Here is a 13,523-nt window from a genome sequence, read left to right as displayed (position 1 = left end):
ACAATAACTACTCTGATTCGTCCGGAGACCACCATGCGCGTTTTCGTCGTCCTGGCCTTTATCGGGATTCTGGCCAGCCTGGCATCGGCCCTGGTCTACCTGATGCGGGACAAGGGAACCACCAGCCGAACGGTCAACGCGCTGACGGTGCGCATCGGATTATCGGTGGCCCTGTTCCTGTTCGTGCTGTTCGCCCATCACATGGGCTGGATCGAAAGCACAGGCCTTAGATAGGCATACGGGCCGCGGGTTCCCGCAAGTGCACGATCGCAGATGAGTAAAACGCGCCAGTTCTCGCACAAGAACTGGCGCGCTTCATTGGTTCCGCGTAACGATCAGAACCAGTACACGAACAGGTACAGGCCCAGCCACACCACGTCCACGAAGTGCCAGTACCAGGCGGCGCCTTCGAAACCGAAGTGATGGTCGGCCGTGAAATGCCCGCGGATCAGGCGGATCAGAATGACCGTCAGCATGGTGGCGCCCAGCAGCACGTGGAAGCCGTGGAAGCCCGTCAGCATGTAGAACAGCGACCCGTAGGCGCCCGAATTGAACTTCAGGTTCAGTTCGGTATAGGCGTGGTGGTATTCGTATGCCTGACAGGCCACGAAGACGAAGCCCAGGACCACGGTGGCCAGCAGCCAGAAGATGGTCTTGCCGCGATGGTTTTCGCGCAGCGCATGGTGGGCAATGGTCAGCGTGACGCCGGAGCTCAGCAGCAGCGCCGTGTTGATGGTGGGCAGCCAGAACGGACCGACGGTCTGGAAGTGCTCGACCACGCCCGCAGGACCGAAGTTCGGCCACACGGCCTGGAAGTCGGGCCACAGCATCAGGCGGTGGTCCATGTCGCCCAGCCACGGCGTGGTGATGGTGCGCGTGTACCAGAGGGCGCCGAAGAACGCCGCGAAGAACATGACTTCCGAGAAGATGAACCAGCTCATGCCCCAACGGTAGGAACCGTCGATGCGCTTGCTGTTCAGGCCGATCTCGGATTCGTGGATGGCGTCGCCAAACCAGTAGTACAACACCACGATCAAACCGATGAAGCCCGCCAGCAGGGTCCACTTGGCCCAGCTGACGCCGTTGATCCAGGCCGCGGCGCTCAGGCCCATGAACAGCAGCGCCACAGCCGTACGCACGGGATGACCCGAGTCGGCGGGCACGAAGTAATACGGTGCCTCTTTACCTTGAACCGAGTGGCTTGCACTCATGGCTTTCTCCCTGGTACAGATTTATAGAATTAAGTGATTCAAGTCAGGCTGGAAACGGCCCAACGCACAATTAATACCAGCACAGTAACGAAGATAGCCGCTGCCAGCAGCCCCGCCACGATCACATGGACCGGGTTGAGCTTGGCGACGTCTTCCCGATGGCCCGCCCCCTTGCGCACGCCGAAGAACCCCCACGCCACCGCCTTCATCGTCTGAAGGAAACTCAGCTTGCGCTGGGAGGTTTCGCGCAGGTCGTCGCTCATGGCCCGCGCCTAACTGACAGCGACGCCCGACAGCAGGGCCGAGCCGCGCAGCACGGTCCAGGCAAACACGGCAATGACGAATGCCAGCAGGACCAGACCTGCGATCTTGTTGCGGCGGCGCTGCTCGGGTGTCATTGCTGTGCTACCTGAAACATGAAAGGCTGCCTTACTTCACTTCGGGCGGAGTTTCGAACGTATGGAACGGCGCCGGCGACGGCACGGTCCATTCCAGGCCTTCGGCGCCTTCCCACGGCTTGGCCGCGGCGGGTTCGCCCTTGCCCATGTAGCAACGCACCATCGCCCACAGGAAGATCAGCTGCGACAGGCCGAACCAGAATGCGCCGATGGTGGCCATCTGGTGGAACGTCGTGAACTGGCCCGCGTAGTCGGCGTAGCGGCGCGGCATGCCTGCCAGGCCCAGGAAGTGCATCGGGAAGAAAGTGACGTTGAACGAGATCAGCGTCGACCAGAAGTGCAGCTTGCCCAGCTTTTCGCTGTACATGCGGCCCGTCCACTTGGGCACCCAGTAGTAGGCGCCGGCGAAGAGAGCAAACAACGAGCCCGCCACCAGCACGTAGTGGAAGTGCGCGACCACGTAGTAGGTGTCGTGGACCTGGATGTCGATCGGGGCGACCGACAGGATCAGGCCGGTGAAACCGCCCATGGTGAACACGAAGATGAAGCCGATCGAGAACAGCATGGGGGTCTCGAACGTCATGGAGCCGCGCCACATGGTGGCGACCCAGTTGAACACCTTCACCCCGGTCGGGATGGAGATGAGCATGGTGGCGTACATGAAGTAGAGCTGACCCGTGACCGGCATGCCGGTGGTGAACATGTGGTGCGCCCACACGATGAAGGACAGCACGGCGATGGAAGCCGTCGCGTAAACCATCGAGGCGTAGCCGAACAGCTTCTTGCGGGCGAACGCGGGCACGATGGCCGACACGATACCGAACGCCGGCAAGATCATGATGTAGACCTCGGGGTGCCCGAAGAACCAGAACACGTGCTGGTACAGCACCGGGTCGCCGCCGGCGGCCGCGTTGAAGAAGCCCGTGCCGAAATGACGGTCGGTCAGCACCATGGTGATGGCAGCGGCCAGCACCGGCATCACGGCCAGCAGCAGGAAGGCGGTGATCAGCCAGGTCCAGCAGAACAGCGGCATCTTCATCAGCGTCAGGCCGGGCGCGCGCATGTTCAGGATGGTGACGATGATGTTGATCGCGCCCATGATGGACGAGGCGCCCATGATGTGCAGCGCGAAGATCGCCAGGTCCATGCCGGGGCCCATCTGCAGCGACAGCGGCGCGTACAGCGTCCAGCCGGCCGCGGTGGCGCCGCCGGGCACGAAGAACGAGGCGGTCAGCATGATCGCGGCCACCGGCAGCAGCCAGAAGCTGAAGTTGTTCATGCGGGCGAACGCCATGTCGGAGGCGCCGATCTGCATCGGGATCATCCAGTTGGCGAAGCCCACGAAGGCCGGCATGACCGCGCCGAACACCATGACGAGGCCGTGCATGGTGGTGAACTGGTTGAAGAGTTCGGGGCGGAAGAACTGCAGGCCCGGCTCGAAGAGCTCGGTGCGCAGCAGCAGTGCCAGCGTGCCGCCTTCCAGCAGCATGACAAACGAGAAGATGAGATACATCGTCCCGATGTCTTTGTGGTTCGTGGCGAAAAGCCAGCGGCGCCAGCCGGTGGGGATGGCGTGGTGGTGGTCATCGTGACCGTGGCCGTGGCCCGGCGACACGTGGTCTACAGTGACGCTGCTCATGATGGACTCCTTCCTGCTGAGTGCCGGGCCCGATCGACGGGGCCGGCAGGGTATCTCTAACTAAACGGAACCGGTTCTGCGAGGGTGTGGCGAGGCGCGCGCAATCAGCGCGCAGCCTGCACGTCCTTCGGTAGAACCGTCGGGTCCTGCCCCTTGCCTGCATTGCTCCAGGCATGGCGCGTATAGCTGATGACCGCTGCGATTTCGACATCGTTGAGCTGCCCGCCGAATGCCGCCATCGCGGTGCCGGGCTTGCCCTTCAGCACGGTGTTGATCTGTTCGGCCTTCGGGCCCAGAACAACCTTGTCTCCGTCGAGCGGGGGGAAACTGCCCGGGATGCCCTTGCCGTTGGCCTGGTGACAGGCAACGCAATTCGCCGCGAAAACCTTTTCGCCGCGGGCAACCAGTTCGGCTTCCGTCCACTCTTTATTGGGATCGTCGGCGTTTGCCGCCATCTTCTTCTTTTGGTCTTCAACCCACTTGTCGTAGTCGGCCTGCGCCATGACTTCCACGACGATGGGCATGAACGCGTGATCCTTGCCGCACAGTTCCGCGCACTGGCCGCGGTAAATACCGGGCTTGTCGGCGTTGAACCAGGTGTCGCGCAGGAAGCCGGGGATGGCGTCCTGCTTCACGCCGAAGTCCGGAATCATCCACGAGTGGATGACGTCGGCTGCGGTCAGCACGATGCGGACCTTCTTGTTCGCCGGGACGACCAGATGATTGTCCACTTCCATCAGGTAGAACTCGCCCTTGGGTTCGCGGTTCTCGATCTGAGCGCGCGGGGTCGAGAGCGTGGAGAGGAACTTGATGCCGGTGGCCGAGCCGTCGAGGTACTCGTAGCCCCACTTCCATTGGTAGCCGGTGACCTTCACGGTGAGGTCGGCGCTGGAAGTGTCTTTCATCGCAACCACCGTCTTGGTGGCCGGCAGCGCCATGGCGATGACGATGATGAACGGGATGACGGTCCAGGCGACTTCCACGCCCAGATGTTCATGGAAGGTCGCGGCCTTGTGGCCACGCGATTTGCGGTGCGCCCAGATGGAGTAGAACATCACTCCGAAGACGCCGATGAAGATCACGATACAGATCGTGAGCAGCATCCAATGCAACCACATGATGTCGCGCGAAATTGCCGTGACACCTTCATGCAGGTTGAGCTGATTGACCTTCGGGCCGCCGGGCATGTCTTGCACCTGAGCACCTGCCACGCTGCCAATCAGCATCGCACAAGCCCCCAGTATCCCTCTCCACTTCTTCATGCTTACCTCGAAACACGGCGCGAAGGTCCGTTCGCTAGTGGCGGAAGTCGCCGGAACCGGGCAACGCGCAATTATTAGATGGTAGGGCGTGACGGGGAGATAGAGCGGCCCCTGTCGTTCCCACTCGAAATCACAAAGAAACTGGCGGATTATAGCGGACGCGCAAACAGATGTAAGTTAGTGCCCTTGAATTCATCCGGCCCGCCCCCATCTGGCCGCGCCCCTTGACCACGCGCCGTAAACAGGGTGGCATAAAATCGTCGGCAACATCATCACCACGGTTTCACGATGCCCAAGCAGTTGTCCGACTTGTACGCCGACCTGCGCGCCCGCGCGCAAGAGCCCGCCCCGGAAGGCGCGCGCGCTTTATATATAGCGGGGCGTCGCTGCGGCTGGGCCACGCATGCGGCGTGCGATGCATTGCGCGATGCGCCCGGCATCGCAACGGACGGCGCGAGCCTGCGCATCGGCGCGGACCTGCAGCCCGGCGCAAACCTGAACGGCGTGCTTGAACAGGCCGCGCAACTGTTGCGCCAAGCCAACTGCCTACGCGGCTGGCGCGACGAATTGCTGGATGTTCTGGACGGCGACGAGCCGCTGGGCGTGATCGAACGCGCGGCGGTGCGGCCGCTGGGCCTGCTCACCAAGGCCGTGCATCTGAATGCGTGGACGCCGGACGGCCGCCTGTGGGTAGCGCGCCGCGCGCTCAGCAAATCCACCGATCCCGGTATGTGGGACACCTTGGTCGGCGGCCTGGCCGGCAGCCGCGAGGACCTGGAACTGGCGCTGGTGCGCGAATGCGGCGAAGAGGCGGGGCTGGACGCGCCCGACCTGACGCAGCGTTCGCCCCTGCGCACCATTCTGCGTATCCATCGCCGCCTGCCCGAGGGCTATCAGGTCGAGGATGTCCTGACCAGCACCTGCGTGCTTGCGGCTGACGTGCGCCCCGCCAACCGGGACGGCGAGGTGATGGAGATCGCCACCATCGACGCGGCCACGGCCGTGCGCCAGGTGGCGGAAGGCGAATTCACGCTTGAAGCAGCGCTGGTGATCGTCGAAGACATCATGCAGCGCCGCGCGGCCGGCGAGATCCCGGCCTGAGCCTCGCGGTCCGAGGCTGCGCAGGCAGCCCCGACCCCTGAATCAACGTGGAACGATGCCCGGCTCGCCCAACGCCGGGTTGTCCGTGACGTTGCCGGCGAGATTCCCGGGAAGGTCGCTTGCAGGCGGCGCATCCGCCCCCGCGGCCTCGCGCGCCGCTTGGGTATCAGTGCCGGACGCCGCGCCCGCCGCTTCCGCGGCTTCGGCGGCCTGTGCCGGGCTGGGCGCCGAAGCCGGCGCGGGGACCGGAGCGGGCGCGGCATTGGCCTGCGAAAACTGCTTCCACACTTCGATCGCGCGCAGGCGTTGCTTGGCCACGACCTGGATGCGTTCGCGCAGATGCTCGTCGCGCGCCAGCAGGGCGTGGAAATCGCGCGAGGACAGCATCAGCAGCTTGCTGTAGCCCAGCGACGTCACCTCGGGCATCAGCTGCTCTTCACCGAGCAGGCCAAGTTCGCCGAAGAATTCGCCGCTGCCCAGTTCGATCATGGTGTTGTCCGGCAGATGCACTGCCACGGCGCCCGAGGCCACGAAACACATCTCTTCGCCATGGCGGCCCTTGGTCAGCACGCGCTGGTCCGGCAACGCCAGTCGCGGCTTGAGCAGCTTGCTGATGGCCCGCAAGGAATCGGCGGACAGGCCTTCGAACAGCGGCACGCGTTTGATCAGGTCGGCCGCGCTCATTTCGATGTCCAGCGGCGGATGCTTGTCGATGTGGGCCCAGCGGCTCTTCAACTGCGCCATCAGGTCGGCGTAGACCTCGCCGCTGATCAGGAACTGCTCAAGCATGTCGCGGTAGCGGATGCGCTCCATTTCGCGGGCCACGCGGCCCAGGTAGCTTTCCTGCAGCCACTGGGCGTAGGACGGATATTGCAGGTTCAGAGCCTGCATGGCGTTTTCGATCAGGTCCAGGCGGCGCTGGTGCAGGGACACGATGCGCTGCGTGGCTTCCTCGCCCAGCAGGGGGGTGATCTGTTCGCGCGCGAAGGCAATCAGGCGCTGCGCGACCGACCGCTTGCTCATCAGGTTGGCGAAGCGCTGGCCCAGTTCGCGCGCCAGCCAGCCCTGGAAGCCGAACAGGTAATGCAGGCGCAAGGCCAGCCGGAAACCGGTGGAATAGCGCACGTCGGCGACGATGGCGCGCTCAAAGCCCGGAATGCCCCCCAGCCGGATCGCGTCCTCCAGCCGTTCGGCCCGGGCCAGCAGGGTTTCGGCCATGCGCCAGTCCACGATCTGCGCCTTCAGGATATCGAAGAACATTTCCTCTTCGCGCTGCGCCACGATGGCCAGTCCCACCGCCACGCGCTGGTCGTCCGTCATCTGGCTGACCTGGCCGTCGTGCACGCTGGTCAGGCTGGCGTCGAACACGGCGCGAATGCGGTCGCGGACCTCGGTGCCGATATGCTCGGTCTTGGCGACTTCTTCGGTCTTGCCCTGCAGGTCTTCCAGCGCCACGGCCAGGGCCTGGTTGCGGATGGTGCGCTCCACCGGGGACAACTGGTTCAGGCCCAGCATGCGGATCAGCGGCCGCAGGCTGATGCCGTTGATGAACAAGGTCAGCAGCACGTAGCTGGTGGTGGCCACCGCGATGAACTGGCGCGCCTCTTCGGCCACCCCGGTCTGCTCCGTCACGGCCAGCGCCAGCGCCAGCGAGACGGCGCCGCGCAGGCCGCCCCACAGCATGACGACCTTATAAGGATTGCTGACCTTGGTCCCCAGCCGGGTCAGCCCCAACAAGGGCAGCAGGCCGAAGACCACAATTGCGCGCGCAACCAGCGTGGCAACGAACACCACCGCCACCAGCGCCAGTTCCTGCCAGTCGGCGGCCGCCATCAGCTTGGGAATCAGCATGGCCGCGAACAGGAAGATCAGCGAGTTGGCCCAGAAGCCGAACTGCTCCCAGGCGCTGGACAAGTATTCGAACGTGGTGGGCGACATGCGCGTGCGGCCGGTGGAGCCCACCACCAGGCCGGCGATCACGGTGGCGACCACGCCCGACACGTTCAGGTAGTGCTCGGAAATGAAGAAGGATAGATAGGCCAGCGTCAGTGTCAGCGTGATTTCCGCGGTGGGAAAGCCGCGCAGCCAGGCGAACAGGAAGCAAGCCAGCCGGCCCATGGCGAAACCCGCCACGCCGCCGCCGATGAAGTGCACGATGAAGTCGTTGAAGATGCCGCTGGCGGTAAGTTCGCCATGGCCGCCCAGCACGGCCAACAGCACGGAGTACAAGGCAATGGAGGCCGCGTCGTTGAAGAGGCTTTCGCCTTCGACCAGCGTGGTCAGGCGCTTGGGCGCGCCCACTTCGCGGAAGATGCCCACCACCGCCACGGGGTCGGTGGTGGCGACGATGGCGCCCAGCAGCAGGCAGACCACCAACCCGTAGGGCGAAATGGCATCCAGCGTGACCCCGACCACCACGGTGCAGACGACCACGGCCACGATCGCCATCATGAGGATAGGGCCGATGTCGTCCATCAGGCGCCGCACGTTCATGGACAACGCGGTCTCGAACAGGAGCACCGGCAGGAACACCATCAGGAAGGTTTCGGACGAAATCTCGAAGCGTTCCAGCGAATCCAGGAAGTCACCGATCCAGCTGGGCGCCCAGCCGTGAACGTGCACGATGATGCCGAGCAGACAGCCGACAATGGCCAGCAGCACCGAATAGGGCAGCTTGAGGCGGCCGGCCAGGGGCGGCATGAAGCAGACCAGCGTCAGCAGACCTGCCAGGCCGAATACGAGAAAACCTACATCCATGTTCTGTGGGCGGAGCTTATGTGAAGTTCCACAAGAATAGCGGCTTTTTCCTCCGGGACCGGCGCAGGAACTGCCAGGAATCGAGGAGAATGCACGTTTCGTTACCCCAATGCGGACAAGCGATACGCGTCGCGCCATGTTTTTTGGGTAATGTGGAATCGCACAAACTTTGCAGGAGCGGCACTTGGCCCGGATCCATTCCCTGACCCGGCGCGACGATGCGCCCGCCATGCTGGTCCAGCTGACCGACAGCCATCTGTTTGGCGAACCTGAAACCTCGATGCTGGGCGTCAACACGGACGCCAGCCTGCGCGCGGTGCTGCGCCAGATCGAGGCGGACGGCAAGCACCCCGATCTGCTGCTGGCGACCGGCGACATGTCCCAGGACGGCGAGGCCGCGGCCTATCGCCGGCTGGCGCGCGTCCTGTCCGAGGCGCCCGCCCTGGCGCAGGCCAGCATCCGCTGCCTGCCAGGCAACCATGACCTGCCGGCCGTGATGCGCCAGGAACTGCCGCAATGGTCGGTTCCGGTGACGGACGTGGGCGCCTGGCGCGTGGTCGCGCTGGACACCACCGTGCCCGGTTCCAACGCCGGCCATCTGCCCGCGAGCCAGCTCGATCTGCTGGAGGCCGCGCTGGCCGAAGCTCCGGGCCGCCACACGCTGATCGCCATGCATCACAACCCCATGCAGATCGACAGCCACTGGCACGATTCGATGATGATCGACAACCCCCAGGCCCTGTTCAAGCTGTTGACGCGCTGGCCGCAGGTCCGCGTGCTGCTGTGGGGCCATGTGCACCACGAGTTCGACCGCCGCCGCCACAATCTGCGCATGCTGGCCACGCCCTCGACCTGCTTCCAGTTCAGCATCCGCGACGGCAAGCATGTGGTGGACAACATGGCGCCCGGCTACCGCTGGATCAAGCTGTACCAGGACGGTTCGATGGCAACGGGCGTGCGGCGCGTGCAGGACGCGCTGTGGCATGGCGCCAGGACGGCCGCGGACAACGCCCAGGCGGCCTAGCCAGGCCGCGCCTCTTGCTTCGTCAGCGCACGGCGTTTGCCGCTTGAGTCGACTGCAAGCGCGAACCGGACGCGCATAAAAAACGGGGCACCAGATATGCATGGTGCCCCGCAAGCATCCGTCTCATAGGGGAGGGGAAAGAGGAGAAGCCGAGACGGATGACAAGACTGCTAACCGAAGTTCGCGGTCTACATGAAGTTAGGCGGTGCGATCCTCATTAAGTTTCTCGCGCCGCGCAAAATTTCAGGCCGAATTTGTATCAATTTATTCATGCACTGCCGCGGCCCACCAGAAAAGCAAAAGGGCCGCTGATAGCGGCCCTTCGCATGGTTCGGCAACCGCCTCAAGAGGCAAGATTGCCGCGCATCTTCTTCAGGGCGGCCGCTTCGATCTGGCGGATGCGCTCGGCCGACACGCCGAACTCCTGGGCCAGTTCGTGCAGCGTGGCGCCGCCGTCGTCCTGCAGCCAGCGGGCTTCGACGATGCGGCGCGAACGCGGATCCAGCGCTTGCAGCGCGTCGGTCAGGCCAGCGCTTTGCAACTGGTCGCGGGCGGCGCGTTCCAGCACCCGGGTGGGTTCCTGGCGGCCCTCGTCGGACAGGTAGGCGATGGGCGCGTAGCTGTCGTCGTCATCGTCCTGGTTTTCAAGCGACATGTCGCGGCCGGACAGGCGCACTTCCATTTCGCTCACGTCTTCGCGGCGCACGTTCAGTTCGCGCGCGATGTGGTCGACCTGTTCCGGATCCAGCGTCTGGCCGTCGGGGCGCATGCTGCGCAGGTTGAAGAACAGCTTGCGCTGGGCCTTGGTGGTCGCGACCTTCACCAGGCGCCAATTGCGGATGATGTATTCGTGGATTTCAGCCTTGATCCAGTGCACGGCGAATGACACCAGGCGCACGCCGCGCTCGGGGTCGAAACGCTTGACGGCCTTCATCAAACCGACGTTGCCTTCCTGGATGAGGTCGGCATGCGGCAATCCATAGCCCAGGTACTGGCGCGCCACCGACACCACCAGGCGCAGGTGCGACAGAATCAGTTCGCGCGCGGCGCCCAGGTCTTCCTGGTCGCGCAGGCGGCGGCCAAGCTCGGTTTCACGTTCCGCGGACAGGACCGGCAGGCGGTTGACCGAGGAGATATAAGCGTCGATCGTGCCAAGTGCGCCCGGATTGGCAATGGCCAACGCCAGGGCGTTGCCGGAAGCGGCCAACGAGGTACTGGGTTGCTTCATAGCGGGGGTCTCCGGATGGCGAAGGGATAACGACATGGATTCGATGTTAGCACTCTAGTATTGGGAGTGCTAATTCGACTATTGCGGCGCGTCAAAGTTTCATTCGTCGCATTATGTCCCCGTTTATTTTTTAGAGTGGGGCGCCGCCGTGGGCAACCGAGCGCTGGCGGCAGATGGCCAGCCCCTGAATCCGGGCGCGGCCGCGGCTTGTCCTACCAACCCAGGCGCTTCAAGCCTTCGGCCGTAGCCTCGCCGTCGGGCCGCACGAACAGCGCCCCGCGCGGATCCATCAGCACCTGGTAGCGGGCGCCGTCGAACAGCGGCATGTACGCAGCGCTGCCAAATTGGACATCGACGAACGGGAACCAGTTCGGGAAATTCTTCTTCAACGATGCCAGGTCCGGCGCCGGCCAGTCATCCAGCGCGTGGACCGAGCGCGTGGCGGAGGCCTCGCGCGCCGCATCGCTATAACGGCCCGACAGGCGCTCCAGCCGGTATAGCGGCGGCACGCCGGCCATCAGCGCCGGCAGCCGCCAGCGCACGACCCGGGCATCGATCTGCCACTGGTCCCCATAGAGGACATACTGCTTGGTGCCCGTGCCAGGCGCGCTGGCGCTGACCTGGAACTGGCCGTCGGCCACCTGGCGCACTTCAACATGCGCCACCGGCTCGTCGGCCGTCAGGCGGAAGAATTGCACCAGCGAAAGGGCCAGCAGGCCCGACACGCATCCCAGCAGCACCAGCATCAGGCCGAACAGGCGGCGCACCGGCCGGAACTGGAACACCCTGCGGCCGCGCTCGTCGCGCGGGCCGCCGCGGCCCAGCAGCATGACGATGCCCGGCAGCAGGACGACGACGGCGCCCAGCAGTATCCAGACGAAGGGAGCGATTCCGTTGATCAAATCAGGCGTTCCTATTGAGCACAGACCGCAGGCGGCGCGCCGGGGCGCGCAAGCAGCCTGCCGCGGCAGGCCCGCCAGTATAGAAGCGCGCCCTCAGGGCGCCGGTTTTCCAAGCCGCTCGACGTGAAACCGGATGTGATCCTCGATGAACGTCGAGATGAAGTAGTAGCCGTGGTCATAGCCCGGGTGGCGCCGCAGGTCCAGCGGCTGGCCCGCAGCGGCGCAGGCGGCCTCGAATACCTCGGGATACAACTGTTCGGCCAGGAATTGGTCCGACTCGCCCTGGTCGATCAGGATGCCGGCGGGAAACGGGTTGGTGGCGCCGCGCATCAGCGCGGACGCGTCGTAAGCGGCCCAGTCCTCTGTCTTGTCGCCCAGATAGGCGCCGAACGCCTTCTTGCCCCAGGGGCATTGGCTGGGCGCGGCGATGGGCGCAAATGCCGACACCGAGCGGAACTTGCCGGGGTTGCGCAGCGCGAGCACCAGCGCGCCATGGCCGCCCATGGAATGGCCGAAGATGCCGGTGCGCGACGCGTCGCCGGGCAGGGCCTCGCCCGTGACGATGCCGTGCAGTTCCTGCGTCACGTAGCTGTACATGCGATAGTGGTCCCGCCAGGCCGGGGTGGTGGCGTCCAGGTAGAAGCCCGCGCCCGTGCCCAGGTCCCAGCTTTCGTCCTCGCCAGCCACGTTGGCGCCGCGCGGGCTGGTATCCGGGGCGACCAGCATGACACCGAGTTCCGCAGCCAGCCGCTGGGCGCCCGCCTTGATCATGAAGGTCTCTTCCGTGCAGGTCAGGCCGGCCAGATAAAACAGCACCGGGACCGGACCGTCTTCGGCCTGCGGCGGAATGTAGACGGAGAAGCGCATGGGCAGGCCGATCTCCGCGGACTCGTGGCGGTAATAGCGCTGCCAGCCGCCGAAGCAGCGATGCTGCGAAATGAGTTCCAGGGCGACTGCCATTGCTTTCCTCCGATCGGAATGATGCGAAAAAAACGTCTCGCGGATTAGGGGATATCCACGGTACGACGTTCCGTCGCCGAATGTTAACCTGGGCTTTATAGGGTACGAACGACAGAAAAAAAGCGATTTCCTGCCCTGACCATGATCACGGGACTTGACCAGCGCCCACCGTGGCACTATTTATATACCGTGAGCGAAGACAACCCGTTCTTCCAAATACGCAAGTCCTGACACTATGGCCCGTCTGCCCCGTCTGTACGCCCCTGGGCTGCCCCAACTGGTGCAGGCCAACTTCATCCAGCCGCTGGCGGCGCCGTCGCAACCCGCGCCGGCCGACATACTGAATCAACTGGCCACGTGGCTGGGCGAATCCGCCCAACGCCACCGAGTCTCGGTTCACGGCTGGCTGCTTGCCAACGACCGCATCCTGCTGCTGGCCACGCCCGCCGACGAGGAAGGCCTGCCGCGCCTGATGCAGACGCTGGGCCGCAACCTGGCGGCGCGCTTGCGCGGCGGCCGGGTCTTCGCCGGTCGCTACCGATCCGCCTTGCTGGAACCGGGCGCCTGGGTGCTGCCGTCGCTGGTCTGGCTCGAAACCTATCCGGTGCGCAGCGGCGCCTCGCAGGATCCCGATTCCTGGCCGTGGTCCTCCGCTTCCAGCCATACCGGCAACACCACCGCCGCGCCAGCGCAGTGGCAGTCGGACCACGCGGACTACTGGGCCTGTGGCAATACCCCGTTCGACCGCCAGGCCAATTACCGCAAGCGCTTGCAGGACGGTCTTTCGCGCGAGGAAACCCAGCGCATCGACCAGGCGGTCTCCGGACAATGGGCGCTGGGCGGTCCCGCTTTCATTGCCAGCCTGGCCCATACCGCCAGCCGCCGGGTTGCTCCCGGCCAGCGCGGACGTCCGCGCAAGAAGCCAGCCGCGGCGTCGTCCGATGCCGAACCCAGTTCTGCGCCGCCCACCACGACGCCCACGTCGACCTCTTCCTGATTACGAACCCGCCTGAACGGCGGGTTCTTCACTTTTGCGGGCCA

The 13,523-nt window shown here is 64.6% G+C and carries 13 protein-coding genes; 4 read left to right on the top strand and 9 right to left on the bottom strand.

Annotation, left to right across the window (positions count from 1 at the left end):
• The first annotated feature begins 33 nt into the window (after window positions 1-33).
• On the top strand, window positions 34-234 hold the full coding sequence (locus IB258_RS16975) for a twin transmembrane helix small protein (protein WP_006224570.1): 201 nt from the start codon (window positions 34-36) through the stop codon (window positions 232-234).
• A 101-nt stretch (window positions 235-335) separates the two neighbouring features.
• Here the strand turns inward: IB258_RS16975 and IB258_RS16970 are convergent, their stop codons facing one another.
• The 5 genes from IB258_RS16970 to coxB form a co-directional block, all read right to left on the bottom strand.
• On the bottom strand, window positions 336-1,211 hold the full coding sequence (locus IB258_RS16970; RefSeq protein ID WP_042795688.1) for a cytochrome c oxidase subunit 3: 876 nt from the start codon (window positions 1,209-1,211) through the stop codon (window positions 336-338).
• 38 nt (window positions 1,212-1,249) lie between these two features.
• Window positions 1,250-1,474 carry a DUF2970 domain-containing protein gene (locus IB258_RS16965; protein ID WP_013390978.1) on the bottom strand — a complete coding sequence of 75 codons (225 nt, stop codon included), beginning with the start codon at window positions 1,472-1,474 and terminating at the stop codon, window positions 1,250-1,252.
• A 9-nt stretch (window positions 1,475-1,483) separates the two neighbouring features.
• Window positions 1,484-1,609 carry a cytochrome oxidase small assembly protein gene (locus IB258_RS30390; protein WP_013390977.1) on the bottom strand — a complete coding sequence of 42 codons (126 nt, stop codon included), beginning with the start codon at window positions 1,607-1,609 and terminating at the stop codon, window positions 1,484-1,486.
• Between the two features lie 31 nt (window positions 1,610-1,640).
• A complete protein-coding gene (ctaD, locus tag IB258_RS16960) occupies window positions 1,641-3,248 on the bottom strand; it encodes a cytochrome c oxidase subunit I (RefSeq protein ID WP_054455447.1) in 1,608 nt (535 codons plus the stop codon).
• Between the two features lie 104 nt (window positions 3,249-3,352).
• The gene (gene coxB / locus IB258_RS16955) at window positions 3,353-4,510 is read right to left on the bottom strand and encodes a cytochrome c oxidase subunit II (protein WP_054455449.1); all 1,158 of its coding nucleotides are present in this window, start codon (window positions 4,508-4,510) and stop codon (window positions 3,353-3,355) included.
• 288 nt (window positions 4,511-4,798) lie between these two features.
• Here coxB and IB258_RS16950 point away from each other — a divergent pair, with 288 nt between their 5' ends.
• Complete coding sequence (locus tag IB258_RS16950; RefSeq protein ID WP_054455451.1) at window positions 4,799-5,611, top strand: NUDIX hydrolase family protein; 813 nt, start codon at window positions 4,799-4,801, stop codon at window positions 5,609-5,611.
• A 42-nt stretch (window positions 5,612-5,653) separates the two neighbouring features.
• Here the strand turns inward: IB258_RS16950 and IB258_RS16945 are convergent, their stop codons facing one another.
• The gene (locus IB258_RS16945) at window positions 5,654-8,368 is read right to left on the bottom strand and encodes a cation:proton antiporter (protein ID WP_054455453.1); all 2,715 of its coding nucleotides are present in this window, start codon (window positions 8,366-8,368) and stop codon (window positions 5,654-5,656) included.
• Between the two features lie 184 nt (window positions 8,369-8,552).
• On the opposite strand from IB258_RS16945, the gene cpdA reads away from it, so the two are divergent.
• On the top strand, window positions 8,553-9,392 hold the full coding sequence (gene cpdA / locus IB258_RS16940) for a 3',5'-cyclic-AMP phosphodiesterase (protein WP_054455455.1): 840 nt from the start codon (window positions 8,553-8,555) through the stop codon (window positions 9,390-9,392).
• Between the two features lie 343 nt (window positions 9,393-9,735).
• Here the strand turns inward: cpdA and rpoH are convergent, their stop codons facing one another.
• From rpoH to fghA, 3 genes are all read right to left on the bottom strand, one after another.
• A complete protein-coding gene (rpoH, locus tag IB258_RS16935) occupies window positions 9,736-10,620 on the bottom strand; it encodes an RNA polymerase sigma factor RpoH (RefSeq protein WP_054455457.1) in 885 nt (294 codons plus the stop codon).
• A gap of 212 nt (window positions 10,621-10,832) precedes the next feature.
• A complete protein-coding gene (locus IB258_RS16930; protein ID WP_119449866.1) occupies window positions 10,833-11,522 on the bottom strand; it encodes a hypothetical protein in 690 nt (229 codons plus the stop codon).
• A gap of 93 nt (window positions 11,523-11,615) precedes the next feature.
• Window positions 11,616-12,482 carry an S-formylglutathione hydrolase gene (gene fghA / locus IB258_RS16925; RefSeq protein ID WP_054455461.1) on the bottom strand — a complete coding sequence of 289 codons (867 nt, stop codon included), beginning with the start codon at window positions 12,480-12,482 and terminating at the stop codon, window positions 11,616-11,618.
• Between the two features lie 235 nt (window positions 12,483-12,717).
• Between fghA and IB258_RS16920 the strand changes: the two genes are divergently transcribed.
• Window positions 12,718-13,479 (top strand): hypothetical protein, encoded by a 762-nt coding sequence (locus tag IB258_RS16920; RefSeq protein ID WP_119449865.1) that lies wholly within the window; start codon window positions 12,718-12,720, stop codon window positions 13,477-13,479.
• Window positions 13,480-13,523: the final 44 nt, after the last annotated feature.

It is taken from the genome of Achromobacter sp. ACM02 (assembly GCF_014851605.1).
Lineage (GTDB): Bacteria > Pseudomonadota > Gammaproteobacteria > Burkholderiales > Burkholderiaceae_B > Achromobacter > Achromobacter aegrifaciens.
Note: the sequence above shows the minus strand (reverse complement) of the source record. Positions and strands in the feature narration are given on the sequence as shown.

What these genes read in the sequence shown, in the direction of transcription:
- ctaD (WP_054455447.1), bottom strand. Translation starts at nt 3,248, where the DNA reads ATGAGCAGCGTCACTGTAGACCACGTGTCGCCGGGCCACGGCCACGGT.
- IB258_RS16945 (WP_054455453.1), bottom strand. Translation starts at nt 8,368, where the DNA reads ATGGATGTAGGTTTTCTCGTATTCGGCCTGGCAGGTCTGCTGACGCTG.
- fghA (WP_054455461.1), bottom strand. Translation starts at nt 12,482, where the DNA reads ATGGCAGTCGCCCTGGAACTCATTTCGCAGCATCGCTGCTTCGGCGGC.
- IB258_RS16920 (WP_119449865.1), top strand. Translation starts at nt 12,718, where the DNA reads ATGGCCCGTCTGCCCCGTCTGTACGCCCCTGGGCTGCCCCAACTGGTG.
- IB258_RS30390 (WP_013390977.1), bottom strand. Translation starts at nt 1,609, where the DNA reads ATGACACCCGAGCAGCGCCGCCGCAACAAGATCGCAGGTCTGGTCCTG.
- IB258_RS16970 (WP_042795688.1), bottom strand. Translation starts at nt 1,211, where the DNA reads ATGAGTGCAAGCCACTCGGTTCAAGGTAAAGAGGCACCGTATTACTTC.
- IB258_RS16965 (WP_013390978.1), bottom strand. Translation starts at nt 1,474, where the DNA reads ATGAGCGACGACCTGCGCGAAACCTCCCAGCGCAAGCTGAGTTTCCTT.
- IB258_RS16975 (WP_006224570.1), top strand. Translation starts at nt 34, where the DNA reads ATGCGCGTTTTCGTCGTCCTGGCCTTTATCGGGATTCTGGCCAGCCTG.
- IB258_RS16950 (WP_054455451.1), top strand. Translation starts at nt 4,799, where the DNA reads ATGCCCAAGCAGTTGTCCGACTTGTACGCCGACCTGCGCGCCCGCGCG.
- rpoH (WP_054455457.1), bottom strand. Translation starts at nt 10,620, where the DNA reads ATGAAGCAACCCAGTACCTCGTTGGCCGCTTCCGGCAACGCCCTGGCG.
- coxB (WP_054455449.1), bottom strand. Translation starts at nt 4,510, where the DNA reads ATGAAGAAGTGGAGAGGGATACTGGGGGCTTGTGCGATGCTGATTGGC.